Source organism: Ruminococcus sp. RTP21358st1_G6_RTP21358_211008, assembly GCF_040908885.1.
GTDB classification, from domain to species: domain Bacteria; phylum Bacillota; class Clostridia; order Lachnospirales; family Lachnospiraceae; genus Blautia_A; species Blautia_A faecis.
The window spans coordinates 30,137-47,341 of sequence record NZ_JBDGDM010000035.1 but is presented as its reverse complement, the minus strand read 5'-3'; the positions used below and the strand labels follow the sequence as shown (position 1 = coordinate 47,341).

Below are 17,205 nucleotides of genomic sequence, written 5' to 3'. Positions count from 1 at the left end.
TGTTGATGGAAGCATTATACTACATTGGGACATTTTCCTTTATGGTATATTAGGACATTATCATAAATGGTTCATAATTATTTCATTTTTTTCAAAAAAACATTTGACAAAATAGATTTTATACTGTATTATATGTTTTGTCGCTGAGGAAAACAGTTGACAGCAATAAATGCGATAGTGGCGTAGTTGGTAACGCGCGACCTTGCCAAGGTCGAGACCGCGGGTTCGAGCCCCGTCTATCGCTCTGAAGCTCCGATTTAGTCGGAGCTTTTTTGTGTCTGAATCCGCCTTACAAAGCGGTCACTGTCTTTTGTATACTTCATAAGAAAATCCCGCTTATTCTTTCGGAAATAATTTATAACGGACATCTTATTTTAAACAAAAAAGCCTTGTACAATTTGCTTTTCTATCTGAAGATTCTCTATTGACTCATCTTTCAATAAGAATTTTCAGTTCTTTGCACTTTGTACAAGACCTTTTATTACTTCATTTTATTATTCTGTCCAGAATCCAATATTTTTTCTTAAAACATGTAAAAAAAACTTTCCGCAAGATGTGCGTCTCAATTGCAGGAATGATTTTTCAACTACGATTTAGTGATGGAATAATCTAATTCCGGTAAATGCCATTGCTATATTATATTTATTGCAGGTATCGATTACGTCTGCATCTCTCACAGAACCGCCTGGCTGTGCAATATATTTCACGCCACTTTTGTAAGCTCGCTCAATATTGTCGCTGAATGGAAAGAACGCATCAGATCCTAATGTTACATCTGTCATCTGATCCAGCCATGCTCTCTTCTCTTCCTTTGTGAAAACTGCAGGTTTCTCTGTGAATGTCTTTTCCCAGTTTCCATCCGCCAGAACATCCATATACTCATCACCAATGTAAACGTCGATAGCATTGTCGCGCTCAGCTCTTGAAATGCTTTCCTTAAATGGAAGATTCAATACTTTCGGGCTTTGACGAAGGAACCAGTTGTCTGCTTTCTGTCCTGCAAGACGTGTACAGTGAACTCTTGACTGCTGTCCTGCACCAACGCCGATTGCCTGTCCGTCTTTTACATAGCATACGGAATTGGACTGGGTATATTTCAGAATAATCAGGGAAACTTTCATATCACGCTTTGCTTCCTCAGATAATTCTTTATTCTCAGTTACGATGTTGGAAATCAGCTCATCATCAATTGCAAGCTCCTGTCTTCCCTGCTCAAAAGTAACGCCGAACACCTGCTTATGCTCTAATGGAGCCGGTACATATTCCGAATCGATCTGAATTACATTGTAGTTGCCTTTTTTCTTCTGTTTCAGAACCTCAAGTGCCTCCTCTGTATAACCAGGAGCGATTACACCGTCGGAAACTTCTCTCTTGATCAGAAGTGCTGTATCTTTGTCACATACATCAGAAAGGGAAATAAAATCACCGAAGGAAGACATTCTGTCTGCGCCTCTTGCACGGGCATATGCACATGCAAGCGGTGAAAAATTCTGCCAGTCCATATCCTCTACCCAGTAGATTTTTGCAAGCGTCTCTGTAAGCGGAAGACCAATGGAAGCACCTGCCGGGGAAACATGTTTAAAAGAAGTAGCTGCAGGAAGTCCGGTTGCCTTTTTCAGATCACGCACCAGCTGCCAGCCGTTAAAGGCATCCAGAAAGTTAATATATCCAGGTTTTCCGGAAAGTACTTTAATTGGCAGTTCACTTCCATCTTCCATGTATATTTTAGATGGTTTCTGATTTGGGTTACAGCCGTATTTTAATTCTAACTCTTTCATGGTTATCTCCTCCATTTTATCTTTTAAGGTAACGATTCAGTAGGTACTATTCCGTAAGGCATTCCGTTTTGCGAATATAATTTACCAAAAACGGAATGCTTTATTTTCAGTGATTCTTGTTGATAATTTTTGATTCATATTTACCAGTCTCGATATCAATGTATCTCACAAAAAGTGAAACCTTATTGTCTTCATTCAGGCTCTCCCACAACATATCTGCAAACGCATCCATGTTATCCGGAATCTGAACAAGCTTCGGCTCGCCCTCAAAGCTTGGCAGCGGGTTTCCATCACATTTATAAGTATGGATAAAATGTCCCTCACCGGCCTTTGCATTCTGATATGCAAAAGTGTAACGGTTGCAGGAAGAAGGATCTCCATTATTGCTTTTCAAAATGGACATTGCATAACTGTAAGTGCCGTTCTCTACATGCATAATTCCGGAAATACGTGGTGTATAGTTTGGTGCATCTGGCTCAAACTCTCTGGAACGTAAAGACTGCTCAAAAGTGAGCTGATGATCCATTCCTTCGTAAATAGTGTCTGTCTGGTCACCGTTTGTCACAATTGTTTTATTTCCAAGTACGCGGACAGGTGCATAAATGATCAGGCTTGGATCTACCAGTTTGGAAGGGTCAAATGCCTGTGTGCGGATTCCCTCTCCATCCTCCACAAATACACGATTGCGGCTGTTCTCACTTCTTCCCATAATAAAGTAAGCGGTAACTGCCTTCGTTCCATCAGCGCTGCGGCCAATGATGATTCCTCGTCCCGGGTAAGAATTTTCCTTCAGTTCTTTGTCCAATGCTATCATTTCCATGCAGATGTTCTCCTTTCGAAATTTACATGAGTATATTACCGCAGCCGCCAGATTTTCAAACACGCTCTGGCATAAGCTTATACTGGCTGCGTGTATAAAAAAACGCCTGGGAAGCCCCTCTTCCAGGCTGCCCAGGCGGTCGACACAATGATATCACCGCACTCCCTGTGGGTATTCCCACGATCCGCCAGTCATGCAGTTCTTTTTTATACTACAATATTTTTTTCGTTATTTCAAGATGGGAAATCTTTTTCTTTTATGTACAATTTTTTTGTGGTTACTAATCACTCCGTGACCAGTAACACGCTTCGCGATGCACAGAAATCATGCATTCGCATGATTTCGCGCTGAGATTCTCGGGTTTTCTGTGAACTTTGTTCACAAAAAACACCTCGCGGAACGTTACAAGTGAACAGTAACTTTTTGTAGTTACTGGTCGCAATGCCTGCATAAGCAAATTTATGGATATAGTCCGTACTTTCTTCTCAGGAAATCCCCATCAAGCCCTGATCTATTGTGATCTGTGCACTGATATCCGCCTTCATCTGCTCCCAGGCATCCGGATGATCCACATAATACTTGGGACATTCCTTTCCTGTCACATCATAATGCCGGATCACCTGCTCTGAGGTCAGCCCAAATCGGGCGCACAGCCATGCAGCCAGCTTTACCACAGAATCATAAGTTTCCTGTTCAAAAACGCCTGTATCATCTTTATGACAGCACTCAATAGAAATACTGTCCACATTCCTTGAGTTAGTCGCGTAAGACATCTCTGAGGTAGGAATACACTGGATCACTTCACCCTCCAGTCCTACTACAAAATGGCTGCTTACTTTCGCCTCATGAGAAATGGAAAGATTCTCAAAATAATCCCTGTTATTCTGCGCTGTAGCACCAGGATTGGCTGTATAATGGATTGCTATGTAATCAGCTCCATTCAGGGGCAGCTGAGGCCTGGAATACTCATTTGGTGTCAATAATTGTACATCTATGTAGGGAGCACCCTGGGACATCCATTCTTCCGGTCCATAATTCGTATGATCATTCATTTCCTGGGATGTCTCTGCACTTTTCTCCTGCTTCTGTCCATTCCTTACCATCAGAATAACCACTCCTGTCACAACCAGAAGCAAAAAAAGCACCAGAAATGCCAGACGCTGATTTCTCTGACGGATCCTGCCGCCCTTATCTTTTTTTTCTCTTTTGTTAAAAGAAGGCCGCCTTGAAAAAGACGGCCTTGCAGATTTTCTTTTCATTATTTGTCATCCACACTGTAGTTCGGTGCTTCTTTTGTAATGTGAATGTCATGTGGGTGAGACTCTTTCAGGGAAGCAGCAGAAATCTTCACGAATTTACCATTCTGTTTCAGTGCTTCAATATTCTCAGCTCCACAGTATCCCATACCGGAGCGAAGTCCTCCGATCAGCTGGAATACAGTGTCCTCAAGGTGTCCCTTGTATGCAACACGTCCTTCCACACCTTCCGGAACAAGCTTCTTGGCATTCTCCTGGAAGTAACGGTCCTTGCTGCCATTCTCCATAGCTGCAATGGATCCCATTCCACGGTATACTTTATATTTTCTTCCCTGATATAACTCGAAAGTTCCCGGGCTCTCATCGCATCCGGCGAACATGCTTCCCATCATACAAACGTTTGCACCAGCTGCGATTGCCTTGGTAACATCGCCTGAATACTTGATACCACCGTCTGCAATAATCGGAATACCATATCTCTTGGCAACCTCATAGCAATCCATGACTGCTGTGATCTGCGGTACACCAATACCTGCAACTACACGGGTGGTACAGATAGAGCCAGGTCCGATTCCGACCTTAACTGCATCTACACCAGCATCAATCAGAGCCTTGGTAGCGGCTCCTGTGGCAACGTTTCCTGCGATAACCTGAAGCTCCGGATATGCAGCCTTGATTTCTCGTACAGCACGGAGGATATTCTCAGAATGACCATGAGCAGAATCAACAACGATGACATCAACATTTGCCTTCACAAGTGCATCTACACGGGCAAGCACGTTGGCGGTAATACCAACAGCAGCTCCACAGAGAAGACGTCCCTGTTCATCTTTGGCAGCCAAAGGATATTTAATCTGTTTCTCAATATCCTTGATGGTGATAAGTCCTTTTAAGTTAAAATCATCATCTACAATGGGTAATTTCTCTTTACGGGATTTCGCAAGGATCTCTTTCGCCTCTTCCAGTGTAATACCTTCTTTGGCTGTGATCAGTCCCTCAGATGTCATGGACTCTTTGATCTTCTTGCTGAAATCTGTCTCAAACTTCAGATCACGGTTGGTAATAATACCTACCAGCTTCTTGCCTTCTGTGATCGGGACACCGGAAATACGGAATTTCGCCATTAAGTCATTGGCATCCTTCAATGTATGTTCCGGAGATAAGAAAAACGGATCTGTGATAACACCATTCTCAGAACGCTTAACCTTGTCCACCTCTTCTGCCTGCGCCTCGATAGACATGTTCTTGTGAATGATACCGATACCTCCCTGACGTGCCATGGCAATCGCCATATTGTACTCAGTAACGGTGTCCATTCCTGCACTCATCATGGGAATGTTCAGTTTAATCTTCTTTGTAAGGTAAGTTGAAACGTCAACTTGATTCGGGATTACTTTGGAGTACGCCGGAACTAAAAGGACGTCGTCGAAAGTAATGCCTTCACCAATGATAGTACCCATTGCTTTTCCTCCCTTGTCTTATTGTGTCTTTGGTTTGTAGATTAGTGTAGCAAAAAACTAAAAGTGTGTCAATCTAGTAAATTAATCTAAAAATACTTTGCTCGGAGCAGTGTTTCTCATGGTTTTTGCCAATATTTCATCTGGCTCGATAATTACTTTGCAGGTTTCTGCGCCATCGCGGCAGACAATTGCAAAACGCTTATGTTCCGGATTTCCGGAGGAAAAATCCTGTACCTTCAGCTTCTGGTTGCTGTTGTAATAGTCCATTCTGTGTGAATTAAGGGGTGCCATAATATCACATTCTGTAATATTCAGGCTTTTTACTCTTTTTCGCTTGGACTTTGCCATGATCTTGTCAATGTCAAGTTCTCCGTTTACAAACAAGTACTCAAATTCCAGATCAGTTCCTGGAAAAATAAAAAGATAGGCACAGACTCCCAGTACAATTGCCGCGATCAGAAGCGGGGGCATAATAAACAGTCCTGCGAGTACCAGAAGCACGATCAGTGCAATGATACTGCCTTTTACCAGCCTGTCCTTTGCGGTCCGCTCTTTTTTTACAAGCAGCTCGGAATACAAATCGCTCATATTACAATTCTCCTTTGTTTTTTTTGCCAGCCGGCATGTTGTTCTAAGTATAACACACAAAAGTTTTCCTGTGAACATTGTTCCTGATAAAACACGGAATATTGCCAATACACAGTAACAGTAAAAAATGACTTTTATTGAATGCAAAAGGGCCAGCGTCTTTGACACCGACCCTTATGAGTTCTGAATTATACCTTCAAAAATCCTTTCATGGATTTTCCGTTCTGTTTTCCGCTGCCGGAAATTACATCATTCCCATACCCTGACCGCCAGCTGGCATTGCCGGAGTATCTTCTTTGATATTTGCAACAACAGACTCAGTTGTAAGCAGAGTAGAAGCAACACTTGTTGCGTTCTGAAGAGCACTTCTTGTAACCTTTGCAGGATCAAGGATTCCCTCGTCTACCATGTTTACATATTTCTCGTTCAGAGCATCAAAACCAACACCTGGCTCAGACTCTCTTACTTTGTTGATGATAACTGCACCTTCAAGACCTGCATTAGCAGCAATACGGAACAGCGGAGCTTCCAGTGCTTTCAGGATGATGTTTGCACCAGTCTTCTCATCTCCCTCAAGATCTGCCGCAAGTTTTGCAACCTCTTTGGAAGCGTGGATATATGCAGAACCGCCTCCTGCAATGATTCCTTCTTCAACAGCTGCTCTGGTAGCTGCAAGAGCATCTTCCATACGAAGTTTTGCTTCTTTCATCTCAGTCTCAGTAGCTGCACCAACACGAACCACTGCTACACCGCCTGCAAGTTTTGCAAGTCTTTCCTGAAGCTTCTCTCTGTCGAAATCAGATTTTGTCTCCTCAATCTGAGCACGGATCTGGGCAACACGATTGGCAATTGCTTCTTTATCTCCCATACCATCGACAATAACAGTATTCTCTTTTGCAACTTTAACAGATTTTGCACGTCCTAACTGAGCCATTGTAGCATCTTTCAGTTCAAGACCTACCTCGTCAGAAATTACAGTACCACCTGTCAGAATTGCGATATCCTGAAGCATTTCTTTTCTTCTGTCACCATAGCCAGGAGCTTTTACAGCTACTACCTGGAAGGTTCCTCTTAATTTGTTTACGATCAGAGTGGTAAGAGCCTCACCCTCAACATCTTCAGCGATGATAAGAAGTTTTGCTCCAGCCTGTACGATCTGCTCCAGCAGCGGAAGAACTTCCTGAATGTTGGAGATTTTCTTGTCTGTGATCAGAATATATGGATCCTCAAGGTTTGCTTCCATCTTCTCCATATCAGTGGACATGTATGCGGAAATATATCCACGGTCAAACTGCATACCTTCTACAAGGTCAAGCTCTGTGTGCATGGTCTTGGACTCTTCTACAGTAATAACACCGTCGTTGGAAACTTTTTCCATTGCATTTGCAACAAGCTCTCCGACTTCTTTATCTCCGGCGGAAATAGATGCAACGTTTGCGATCTGTTTCTTTCCGCTTACTTTCTGGCTCATGTTCTTAATTGCTTCTACAGCAGCATCTGTAGCTTTCTTCATACCGCGTCTCATAACGATCGGGTTAGCACCTGCTGCCAGATTCTTCATTCCTTCATGAACCATTGCCTGGGCAAGTACAGTAGCAGTTGTAGTACCATCACCAGCTACATCGTTTGTCTTGGATGCAACTTCCTTGATCAGCTGAGCTCCCATGTTCTCGAAAGCATCCTCAAGCTCGATCTCTTTTGCGATTGTAACACCATCGTTTGTGATAAGCGGAGCACCGAACTGTTTATCAAGTACTACGTTTCTTCCTTTCGGACCAAGTGTTACTCTTACGGTATCAGCAAGTTTATTTACACCAGCCTCTAATGCTGTTCTGGCTTCTGCGCCATATTTAATCTCTTTTGCCATAATGAATCATCCTCCTGATTTCAAGTTATTTATAAGGTTATGTCTTATTTCACAATTGCAAGAATATCGCTCTGTTTTACGATGATATACTCTTCACCGTCAAGCTTAACCTCTGTTCCTGAATATTTGGAATAGATAACCTTGTCGCCTACAGTAACTTCCATTTTCACTTCTTTCCCGTCAACGACTCCGCCAGGTCCTACAGCGATTACCTCTGCCTGCTGTGGTTTCTCCTGTGCCTGTCCCGGAAGAACGATACCGGATTTTGTTGTCTCTTCTGCTTCTAACTGTTTTAATACAACTCTGTCGCCTAATGGAACTAATTTCATGATCTATGTCCTCCTTTAGAATTGTTTTCCTTTTTCTTACTAGCACTCATTATTGCTGAGTGCTAATCACTGTTCATTATATTATTGAATTATCGTTATTTGTGCAACTCTTTTCATAGTTACATTTTCAAGTATATTCTGTTTTATTCTCTTTTATGCTCTTTTTTTCTCTTGTTTTCTCACTTTAAAAATTTTCTGATTTTTTTGTTTCGCCGCTTTTGAAGCCTGACCGTTAAAACTTTTTGGTGTAATAGTGAATTCCAATGAATTTTCCTGTTACACACAAAAAAAGAACTGCCCTCCAGAGCGTGTTTGAAAAATCATTCCCGCAATCTGCATTTCACAATTTGCAGAAAGCCTTTTTCAAACACGTTCGAAAGAAAACAGTTCTTCTGTACACTTGTTTATTATTTATTGAATTCACTCAGGCCTTTTTATTTCTCTGGGCCTTAATCTCTTCTAATTCATCAAAGATCACTTCATTGAGAACCTTGATATAGGTTCCCTTCATACCGGATGACCGGGACTCAATAACGCCCGCGCTCTCGAACTTGCGGAGTGCATTTACGATTACTGATCTGGTAATACCTACTCTGTCTGCAATCTTGCTGGCAACAAGAATTCCCTCATCTCCGTCAAGCTCATCAAAAATATGGATGATAGCTTCCAGTTCAGAGAAAGAAAGTGTGTTAAAAGCAGATTTCACAACCTGTTTCTTTCGGTCTTCCTCAGCATTCTCTTCATGTACAGCTCGCATCATCTCAAGACCTACAACTGTGGTGCCGTATTCACTGACAATAATATCCTCAATATCGTATGGACGATCCTTGCGGTACATAAACACCGTTCCAAGACGTTCTCCTGCAATATCAATAGGATTGATGATTCCCTGATAGCTGCTGGAAACATGCTCAAAGCCAAGTGTCTGGAGATTCACGTTCTCTTTGGTGGATAATACTCCTAAAAAGCGCTCATTCAGCAGAGGGTCAACATGACCGCCCACCTCATCAGCTATCAGTTCCCGGATTTCCTCAACTCCCGGGCAAAAACTTACACCAAGCACCTTGCCTTTCTTGCTGAGAACCAGGATATTAGAACTTAAAGTATCCATCAGAACCTGGCAGATATCATTAAAAACCACCTTGCTGGAACTGCTGTTATGGAGAAGTTTATTGATTTTTCTTGTTTTATCAAGTAACTGAACGCTCATTTTGTCCTCCCTTCGCTTTTGTTACATGAGAGCCTGTTAAAAAAATCATTCCCGCAATCTGTACGCTCCACTTTGCAGAAAGCCTTTTCAGACATGCTCTGGCTTTAACTGTTATTCTAATACTACACGTTTTTCAAACTATTTACAAGCTATTTTTTACTATTTTTCAATTTTGTTTAGCTTTTCTGAAAATATCACGTTTTTGAAACTATTCATCAAACAATGGAAGTAATAGAGCTTTTATTTAAAAAATCCCCTGCAAAACATAATACAGCTGCCTTGCAGGGGATTTTCCCCGGAAATTCCTTAATTTGTTACTGCTCGCACCCTTCACAGCAACCTTAATTTTCTTTTTCATCCTTCGGCCTGGCTTCTACATAGCCACAGGTCTCCTGGCTGCACACCAGTTTATTTCCTTTTTCCACCATGTAGCTTCCGCACACCGGACATTTCTTATCCGACGGCTTCTGCCATGACATAAAGTCACATTCCGGATTATCTTCACAGCCGTAATACTTACGGCCTTTCTTCGTCTTCTTAAGCACCACTTCCTTACCACACTTCGGGCAGGCTACACCAATCTTTTCATAGTAAGGCTTGGTATTGCGGCATTCCGGAAATCCCGGGCATGCAAGGAAACGTCCGTGAGGACCATATTTAATCACCATATGACGACCACAGTTATCACAGATCACATCGGTCTCTTCATCATGGATGTCTACTTTCTCCAGCTCTTCCTGGGCAGCATCCACATCATGTTTCAGATCCGGATAGAAGTTCCGGACTACTGTCTTCCACTGTACAGTACCATTCTCCACACAGTCCAGAAGTCCCTCCATGGTAGCCGTGAAATTCACGTCCACAATGCTTGGGAACGCCTGTTTCATAATACTGTTTACCACCTCGCCCAACTCTGTCACATAAAGGTTACGCTGCTCCTTTGAAACATAACGGCGGCTGATAATGGTGGTGATGGTCGGTGCATAAGTACTCGGACGGCCGATTCCAAGTTCCTCCATGGTCTTTACCAGGGAAGCCTCTGTATAATGTGCCGGCGGCTGGGTAAAATGCTGTTCCGGCTTTAACTCTTTCAGCTTCAGCTTCATGCCTTTACTCAGGCTCTGGCTTAACACATTTCCCTTCTTCATATCCTCTTCCTGCATATATACCGAAAGGAAGCCGTCAAATGCCACCTTGGAAGCGGACACAGTGAACGTATAATCTCCACCAGCCACTTTTACAGAGGTAGTCTCATACTTTGCAGGAGCCATACGGCTGGCCGCAAACCGCTTCCAGATCAGCTGATACAATCGGAACTGATCTCGTGTAAGGGATTCTTTTATCTGTACAGGTGTACGGCTGATATCAGTTGGGCGGATAGCCTCATGAGCATCCTGGATCTTCTGTCCCTTCTTCACTGTCTTGGCAGTTTCTGACACATATTCTTCTCCATACTGGCTGCTGATGTAGCTTCTTGCTGCCGCATCTGCCTCGTCAGAAATACGTACAGAATCAGTACGAAGGTATGTGATCACACCTACAGTACCGTTGCCCTTGATGTCAACACCCTCATAAAGCTGCTGTGCCAGACGCATAGTCTTCTGGGTGGAAAAATTCAGTGTTTTGGATGCCTCCTGCTGCAGGGTACTGGTAGTAAAAGGAAGCGGAGCATTCTTGATTCTCTCGCCTTTTTTCACCTCAGAGATCTCAAATTCTTCGTTCTCAAGAACCTTAAGAATCTCATCCATCTCAGCTTTATTGTGGATATCCATCTTCTTGTCTGTTCCGTAGAATTTAGCCTCCAGAGGCTTTTTCTCGCCATCCACAAGGAATTCACCATTCAGGCTCCAGTATTCTTCCGGGATAAAAGAATTAATCTCCTCCTCCCTGTCACAAATGATGCGAAGTGCAACAGACTGCACACGGCCAGCACTTAAGCCTCTCTTTACTTTCGCCCAGAGAAGCGGACTGATGGTATAACCCACCATACGGTCCAGCATTCTTCTCGCCTGCTGTGCATCTACAAGATTCATATTCAGACCTCGTGCATGCTTCAGGGAATCCTTTACAGCAGTCTTTGTGATCTCGTTGAAAGTGATTCGGTGCATTTTATCCGGATCTTCTTTCAGAGCCTGCATCAAGTGCCAGGAAATTGCTTCTCCTTCACGGTCAGGGTCAGTGGCAAGATAAATCTTATCAGCTTTTTTGGCTGCCTTGCGAAGTTTGGCAAGCAATTCCCCCTTACCGCGGATGGTTATATATTTCGGCTCGAAATCATTCTCCACATCTATTCCAAACTGACTCTTGGGAAAATCACGGACATGTCCATTAGATGCCTCTACCTCATAATTTGCCCCAAGAAATTTCTTTATTGTCTTTACTTTTGCAGGTGACTCAACTATCACCAGATATTTAGCCATACTACCTCTCCTACTTTGTATTCAGTCTACATACACTACAAATTATCCCCCTGATATTCTGTAGTATTGTCTGCCTGTCTCTCCCACAAGCCCCATTAGCTGAAGTTCTGTCAGAAGAGCACAGACTTTTGATGCTGAAAAACCGGTTTTCCGTATTAAATTATCCAGATTTTCAGGTCGTAAATCGAGACCACTATACACCAAATCCAAATCCGGTGCAAGCCCCAACTTCTTTTTTTCCACATTTTGAGGTCTGTTTTTTGCCTCGATTCCCCATTCCATAAGCATGATTTCCGGGCTGTAAGCGATTCCTGCACCATCGAAGATCAGTTTGTTGCAGCCTCTGCTCAGTTCCTCTGTCACAGCTCCCGGAAGGGCATAAACACTGTGTCCATGTTCCAGGGCAAAGTTTGCAGTGATCAAAGAACCACTCTGTTCCTTGGCTTCTACCACAAGAACAGCATCGGAAAGTCCGCTGATGATCCGGTTTCTTGCCGGGAACGCCCAGTTCACAGGCGGAGAGCCCGGGGGAAGCTCGCTGATGATCCCACCGCCTTTTTCCAGAATCCGCTGATAAAGCCATCTGTTAGAATTGGGATAACACACGTCCACTCCGCTTCCCAGTACTGCAAAAGTAGGAGTGTCCGTATCCAGTGCACCTTTATGCCCCTCTGCATCAATCCCTCTTGCCATTCCACTGATGATCTGCACACCGTAGCTTGCCATGGTTCTTGCATATTTAAATGCCTGACATCTGCCATAAGGACTGCACATGCGAGCACCTACCACTGCTGCAGCAGGCTTCTTCGGATCTGGCAGGTTTCCGATGTAGTACAGTTTTTTGGGCATTCCGGAAAGTTTTCTCAAACGATCTGGAAAATTGGAATCCTCTATAGTTAAACATTTGATTTTCTGCATTGCTTCCATACTAAAATACCTCCCTGTGTGCGGTTTTATGAATAAATTCATTCAGCTTCTGTACTTCTTATCAAATGCTTTGTAAGTAAGGGCTTCTGCAACATGTCTTGTGTGTATCAGTTCCTCCCCTTCCATATCCGCAATCGTGCGTGAAACCTTCAAAATCCGGTGATAGGATCTTGCACTAAGTTCCATAAGCTCAAAAGCATTTTTTGCCACCTGAAGAGCATTTTCTGTCAGCACACAGTATTTCCGGATCTGCTTCCCGGACAGTTCACCGTTAAAACAGATTTTCTCATTCTGGTAGCGTTTCTGCTGTATTTTTCTGGCTTTTTCCACTCTTTTCCGGATAAGGGCAGAACTTTCTCCCGGTTTTTCTTCTGAGATCTGGGAAAAATTAACAGGCGGCACATCCGCACATAGATCGATCCGCTCCAGAAGGGGCTGGCTCAGCTTATGAAGATAATGACTCACCTCGCCAGGTGTGCACCTGCATTTGTTCATATCCGGATAATAGCCGCAGGGACAGGGGTTCATGGCTGCTACCAGAATAAATCCCGCCGGAAACACGTACGTTCCACTTGCCCTTGACAGCTGGATCTGCTTGTCCTCCAGGGGCTGTCGCAGCACTTCCAGGCTGCCTCTTGCAAATTCCGGCATTTCATCCAGAAACAGAACGCCTCTGTGAGCCAGGGTCACTTCACCGGGACCCGGGATCCTTCCGCCTCCAGCCAGAGCTGCAGACGAACTGGTATGATGCGGACTTCGAAAGGGTCTTGCCTTAATTAATGGTCTCTTTGGACTTAAAAGTCCGGCAATGCTGTAGATTTTTGTAAGCTCCAGGCTTTCCTCAAAAGTAAGAGAGGGCATAATCGTAGGTATTCTTTTGGCAAGCATGGTCTTCCCAGTGCCCGGAGGGCCGATAAACAGGATGTTGTGAAATCCGCTGACTGCAATCTCAGCAGCTCTTCTGGCACTCTCCTGACCACAGATTTCCCCGAAATCCACCAGACTCTCTTCTACCTGGTTCTCTTCTGAATTTACCTCTGAAAACTGATTTTCTTTTCCAAATGCATCCGGATCTGAGACAAGCTTCAAAACTTCTTTTATATTTTGAACTCCGACCACTTTCATATCCTTCACCAGAGCTCCTTCTGCCAGGTTTTCAAACGGAATGATACAGTACCGGCATCCCAGTTCCCTTGCCCGGATCACTCTTGGCAGCACTCCGGATACACTTCTTACCTCCCCATTCAGACTGAGTTCACCAACCACCATTACATTCCGAAGAAGCTGTGGTTCTATAAATCCCGATGCTGCCAGCACCGCTGCTGCCACAGGCAGGTCAAAGCCGGCCCCCTCTTTTCGCAGATCAGCAGGTGCCAGATTCACAGTCACCTTCTTAGGCGGCAGACTGATCCCATTATTTTTTAACGCTGTGCGCACTCTGTCCTGTGCTTCTTTCACCTGGGTGCTTGGAAATCCAACCATAGTAAAACAAGGCAGACCGCTGCTTACATCAGCTTCCACCTGAACCGGGCAGACTTCCATTCCTGAAATCGCCGCTGATAAAACACTTGCAAACAATCTTATCCCTTTCTGCAGATACAGTTCTTCCCCATATGCGAACCTGCTCTGCCATTTCAATGTGTCTCTGGAATAAAAAAGAATAAAAGTAAAAAAGATATGATTAAAAGATATACAAAATTCATTATAGCCCATTTTGCTCTGAATTGCAATAGTGCATTTCGTTCTGATTTATACTTTCTGAAAGGATTCGGGGCCAGACGTTTTTCGTTGTTCGTTACATTTGGTCCCTGCAGACTCTACAGAAGAAAAAGAGGTGAACCTATGAAATTTCAGAGAATTCAAGACCTTCGGACAGACGCTGATCTGTCCCAGAAGCAGATCAGTGATATCCTTCACATCAGCCAGCGTTCCTACTCCCACTACGAAACTGGCTCCAGGAACATTCCAATCGAAATGCTGATCCGCCTTGCAAATTATTATGAAACCAGCATTGACTATCTGGTTGGCCGTACTGATAATAAAAAAATGCCGTAATTGTAAAGGTACTCAGCAGGTACAAAATGAGGGGGATGCGATTTCCCCCTCATTTTGTATACCATAAATAAAGTTATTACCATTCACGCGTAACATTCCGTAAAGTTTTTTTCATATATCAGTTACTTTCCTTCACTTCGAAGCTTCCCTTCCGTATCTGCAATTTTCTGAATATTTGCGACTTCATATTCATTAAATACAGAAGTATCTGCATCAAAGGTCTCCGGCTCCACAGTTCCCTTATACCAGGATTTACTGTTAAAATAATCCGCAATTCTCTGTGTCACAAATTTCCTGCCATGTCGGGCATAAATCTCATTTTTCGCCAGTTCCAGCTGATCAGATGAATAGCCTGACAAATCCTCATCTGTAAGGTATCGGCTGTTACTGTCCGGGAATATGTAATCCCTGGAAGAGAGATCCGTTTTATCTGTATTATCAGCCGGAGTCACTGAAGGTGCCTGTGTCACAGAAGCGGCTTTCTCCCTTGTAAGAACCCCATCTACCTTTGGTGTCACCCCGGCACCCTCTGCAGGGGAAGCTGTATTAAGACGCAGATAAAGTTTGCCCTGATCAAAGGTCATATTTCCACGCACCTGGTTTCCCCAGGAATCTGTAAAGGAAAGCTTTGCTGCATTTCCAGCCACTTTTGCAGTGTCCGAAGCTTCCGAAACCTTTGTGCCGGCATTGTCACCAGCCTGAGAAAAAGTAAAAGTAACAGACTTCAGGGTAAGGTCGTCTATCGACAGTGTCACCAGTCCATCCTTGCTGTACCAGGTTCCCATATAATCATTAGCCATGAACGCCGGTGCCCTGGTAATCACTGGAGTCGGTGTCACTGTGGCTGTAGGCTCCGGTGTGGGCGTAGCTGTAGCCGCTGGAGTCGGTGTCACTGTGGGCACCCTTTCCAGAGCCTCAATGGCAGCCTTCTTCTGCTGCTCCTTCTGAATCTTTTTCTTATGTTCGGCAAACAGAAGCCCCGCTGCTCCAATCATGATAAATATGGCGATCAGAGCAAACAGCGTTGCTTTTAGTACATCTTTGTTGTGCTTTTTCACAGGCAGTCACCTCCTGTTTATTCCTGTCCGTTCCAGCAATAAGTGCAAAGCTTGCACGGTTCAATATCAATTGACTTCTTCAGATCATCCAGACGATGATATTTCAGGGATGTAAAATTCAGTTCCTTGCGGATTTCTTCCAGCATTTCTTTGTAGTTTGTAGAATCCGGATTTGCATAATCCTGCAAAATCCTGTCTGATACATTGTCCCCTTCACGTTTCGCAATGATCCTTCTTGTGATCAGATCCATCTCTGACTTGGAGCGTGAGAAATTCAGGTACTTACATCCATATAAAAGCGGCGGGCAGGCAGGTCTGATATGAACCTCCTTAGCACCATTGTTATAGAGGAATTCGGTTGTCTCACGAAGCTGGGTACCTCTTACGATAGAGTCGTCGATCATAAGGAGGCTTTTATCTTTGATCAGTTTATGTACTGGGATCAGCTTCATTCTGGCGATAAGATTTCGCTGGCTCTGCTGGGTCGGCATAAAAGATCTTGGCCATGTGGGCGTATATTTAATAAACGGACGGGCAAACGGCACACCAGAGCGGTTAGCATAGCCGATGGCATGTGCAATACCGGAATCCGGTACTCCTGCAACCAGATCCGGATTCACTTCTCCGGCATCTCTTCCTGCCAGAATATCGCCGCATTTGTAACGCATTTCCTCTACATTTACCCCCTCATAAGTGGAGGTTGGATATCCATAATATACCCAGAGGAAAGAACAGATTCGCATCTTGTCTCCTGGTTTCTGCAGAACCTGAGCGCCCTCCGGAGTGATAAAATCAATCTCTCCTGGTCCCAGCTCTTTCAGGTCTTCATAGCCAAGATTAATGTAGGCATGACTTTCAAAAGAAGCACAACATGCATCTTCCTTTTTGCCGATTACAAGAGGAGTTCTTCCATAACGGTCGCGTGCTGCGTAAATGCCCTCCCCTGTCATGAGAAGAAGGGTCATAGAGCCCTCGATCATTTCCTGGGCATAGCGGATTCCCTCAACAATACTGTCCTTCTGATTGATCAGCGCTGCAGTTACCTCTGTAGGATTCACACTGCCACCGCTCATCTCCAGAAAATGGGTATGCCCGTCTTTGAAGCATTTCTCTACCAAAGCTTCTATATTATTGATCTTGCCTACTGTTGTAATTGCAAAATTTCCCAGATGGGAGCGCACCAGAAGAGGCTGCGGTTCATTGTCAGAAATACAGCCTATTCCAAGATTGCCTTCCATCTCTGCCACATCTTTGTCAAATTTGGTACGGAACGGTGAGTTCTCAATATTATGGATCACGCGGTTAAATCCACTGCTCCTGCTATAAACGGTCATTCCGCCCCTTCTTGTACCCAGATGGGAGTGATAATCAATTCCAAAAAAAAGATCCATTACACAATCAGACTTTGACGCAACACCAAAAATTCCACCCATTTTT

At 43.9% G+C, this 17,205-nt stretch carries 15 protein-coding genes, 1 tRNA gene, 1 pseudogene and 1 riboswitch; of the genes and pseudogenes, 2 read left to right on the top strand and 15 right to left on the bottom strand.

The window, feature by feature from the left end; genetic code table 11:
* Positions 1 to 171: 171 nt before the first annotated feature.
* Positions 172 to 244, top strand: a tRNA-Gly gene (locus AB5Z12_RS14000).
* 349 nt (positions 245 to 593) lie between these two features.
* On the opposite strand, the gene AB5Z12_RS13995 is transcribed toward AB5Z12_RS14000, so the two are convergent.
* The 13 genes and pseudogenes from AB5Z12_RS13995 to AB5Z12_RS13935 form a co-directional block, all read right to left on the bottom strand.
* The gene (locus AB5Z12_RS13995; RefSeq protein WP_173718262.1) at positions 594 to 1,778 is read right to left on the bottom strand and encodes a phosphoribosylaminoimidazolecarboxamide formyltransferase; all 1,185 of its coding nucleotides are present in this window, start codon (positions 1,776 to 1,778) and stop codon (positions 594 to 596) included.
* Between the two features lie 106 nt (positions 1,779 to 1,884).
* A complete protein-coding gene (locus AB5Z12_RS13990; protein WP_173718261.1) occupies positions 1,885 to 2,598 on the bottom strand; it encodes an IMP cyclohydrolase in 714 nt (237 codons plus the stop codon).
* 122 nt (positions 2,599 to 2,720) lie between these two features.
* Positions 2,721 to 2,803: riboswitch (ZMP/ZTP riboswitch) on the bottom strand.
* Between the two features lie 280 nt (positions 2,804 to 3,083).
* Positions 3,084 to 3,857 (bottom strand): N-acetylmuramoyl-L-alanine amidase family protein, encoded by a 774-nt coding sequence (locus AB5Z12_RS13985; RefSeq protein WP_173718260.1) that lies wholly within the window; start codon positions 3,855 to 3,857, stop codon positions 3,084 to 3,086.
* The gene (gene guaB / locus AB5Z12_RS13980; RefSeq protein WP_118579160.1) at positions 3,857 to 5,314 is read right to left on the bottom strand and encodes an IMP dehydrogenase; all 1,458 of its coding nucleotides are present in this window, start codon (positions 5,312 to 5,314) and stop codon (positions 3,857 to 3,859) included. Before guaB ends, AB5Z12_RS13985 begins: the two co-directional genes overlap by 1 nt.
* Positions 5,315 to 5,395: 81 nt before the next feature.
* Positions 5,396 to 5,902, bottom strand: coding sequence for a DUF6106 family protein (locus tag AB5Z12_RS13975; RefSeq protein WP_173716435.1), 507 nt, complete (start codon positions 5,900 to 5,902; stop codon positions 5,396 to 5,398).
* A gap of 244 nt (positions 5,903 to 6,146) precedes the next feature.
* Positions 6,147 to 7,769, bottom strand: a complete 1,623-nt coding sequence (gene groL, locus AB5Z12_RS13970) for a chaperonin GroEL (protein WP_118579166.1) — start codon at positions 7,767 to 7,769, stop codon at positions 6,147 to 6,149.
* A 44-nt stretch (positions 7,770 to 7,813) separates the two neighbouring features.
* The gene (gene groES / locus AB5Z12_RS13965) at positions 7,814 to 8,098 is read right to left on the bottom strand and encodes a co-chaperone GroES (protein ID WP_118579169.1); all 285 of its coding nucleotides are present in this window, start codon (positions 8,096 to 8,098) and stop codon (positions 7,814 to 7,816) included.
* Between the two features lie 276 nt (positions 8,099 to 8,374).
* A pseudogene (locus tag AB5Z12_RS13960) lies at positions 8,375 to 8,452 on the bottom strand (DUF6783 domain-containing protein); the annotation flags it as partial.
* A 70-nt stretch (positions 8,453 to 8,522) separates the two neighbouring features.
* Positions 8,523 to 9,308 carry a GTP-sensing pleiotropic transcriptional regulator CodY gene (codY, locus tag AB5Z12_RS13955; RefSeq protein ID WP_173716434.1) on the bottom strand — a complete coding sequence of 262 codons (786 nt, stop codon included), beginning with the start codon at positions 9,306 to 9,308 and terminating at the stop codon, positions 8,523 to 8,525.
* On the bottom strand, positions 9,289 to 9,399 hold the full coding sequence (locus tag AB5Z12_RS13950; protein WP_368366096.1) for a DUF6783 domain-containing protein: 111 nt from the start codon (positions 9,397 to 9,399) through the stop codon (positions 9,289 to 9,291). Before AB5Z12_RS13950 ends, codY begins: the two co-directional genes overlap by 20 nt.
* 250 nt (positions 9,400 to 9,649) lie before the next feature.
* Positions 9,650 to 11,728: a type I DNA topoisomerase gene (topA, locus tag AB5Z12_RS13945; protein ID WP_173716433.1), complete on the bottom strand. Its 2,079-nt coding sequence runs from the start codon at positions 11,726 to 11,728 to the stop codon at positions 9,650 to 9,652.
* A 42-nt stretch (positions 11,729 to 11,770) separates the two neighbouring features.
* Entirely contained in the window at positions 11,771 to 12,655 is an 885-nt protein-coding gene (gene dprA, locus AB5Z12_RS13940; protein ID WP_118579174.1) for a DNA-processing protein DprA, read from the bottom strand.
* A 42-nt stretch (positions 12,656 to 12,697) separates the two neighbouring features.
* On the bottom strand, positions 12,698 to 14,293 hold the full coding sequence (locus tag AB5Z12_RS13935; RefSeq protein WP_306467761.1) for a YifB family Mg chelatase-like AAA ATPase: 1,596 nt from the start codon (positions 14,291 to 14,293) through the stop codon (positions 12,698 to 12,700).
* Between the two features lie 204 nt (positions 14,294 to 14,497).
* Between AB5Z12_RS13935 and AB5Z12_RS13930 the strand changes: the two genes are divergently transcribed.
* Positions 14,498 to 14,710 carry a helix-turn-helix domain-containing protein gene (locus AB5Z12_RS13930; protein WP_118579180.1) on the top strand — a complete coding sequence of 71 codons (213 nt, stop codon included), beginning with the start codon at positions 14,498 to 14,500 and terminating at the stop codon, positions 14,708 to 14,710.
* A gap of 122 nt (positions 14,711 to 14,832) precedes the next feature.
* On the opposite strand, the gene AB5Z12_RS13925 is transcribed toward AB5Z12_RS13930, so the two are convergent.
* Positions 14,833 to 15,768 carry a YARHG domain-containing protein gene (locus AB5Z12_RS13925; protein WP_342980225.1) on the bottom strand — a complete coding sequence of 312 codons (936 nt, stop codon included), beginning with the start codon at positions 15,766 to 15,768 and terminating at the stop codon, positions 14,833 to 14,835.
* A gap of 17 nt (positions 15,769 to 15,785) precedes the next feature.
* Complete coding sequence (locus tag AB5Z12_RS13920; protein WP_148462780.1) at positions 15,786 to 17,201, bottom strand: amidophosphoribosyltransferase; 1,416 nt, start codon at positions 17,199 to 17,201, stop codon at positions 15,786 to 15,788.
* Positions 17,202 to 17,205 lie beyond the last annotated feature (4 nt).

Coding starts and splice junctions, on each gene's coding strand:
- AB5Z12_RS13995 (WP_173718262.1), bottom strand. CDS start 1,778: ATGAAAGAGTTAGAATTAAAATACGGCTGTAACCCAAATCAGAAACCA.
- AB5Z12_RS13990 (WP_173718261.1), bottom strand. CDS start 2,598: ATGGAAATGATAGCATTGGACAAAGAACTGAAGGAAAATTCTTACCCG.
- AB5Z12_RS13985 (WP_173718260.1), bottom strand. CDS start 3,857: ATGAAAAGAAAATCTGCAAGGCCGTCTTTTTCAAGGCGGCCTTCTTTT.
- guaB (WP_118579160.1), bottom strand. CDS start 5,314: ATGGGTACTATCATTGGTGAAGGCATTACTTTCGACGACGTCCTTTTA.
- AB5Z12_RS13975 (WP_173716435.1), bottom strand. CDS start 5,902: ATGAGCGATTTGTATTCCGAGCTGCTTGTAAAAAAAGAGCGGACCGCA.
- groL (WP_118579166.1), bottom strand. CDS start 7,769: ATGGCAAAAGAGATTAAATATGGCGCAGAAGCCAGAACAGCATTAGAG.
- groES (WP_118579169.1), bottom strand. CDS start 8,098: ATGAAATTAGTTCCATTAGGCGACAGAGTTGTATTAAAACAGTTAGAA.
- codY (WP_173716434.1), bottom strand. CDS start 9,308: ATGAGCGTTCAGTTACTTGATAAAACAAGAAAAATCAATAAACTTCTC.
- topA (WP_173716433.1), bottom strand. CDS start 11,728: ATGGCTAAATATCTGGTGATAGTTGAGTCACCTGCAAAAGTAAAGACA.
- dprA (WP_118579174.1), bottom strand. CDS start 12,655: ATGGAAGCAATGCAGAAAATCAAATGTTTAACTATAGAGGATTCCAAT.
- AB5Z12_RS13930 (WP_118579180.1), top strand. CDS start 14,498: ATGAAATTTCAGAGAATTCAAGACCTTCGGACAGACGCTGATCTGTCC.
- AB5Z12_RS13920 (WP_148462780.1), bottom strand. CDS start 17,201: ATGGGTGGAATTTTTGGTGTTGCGTCAAAGTCTGATTGTGTAATGGAT.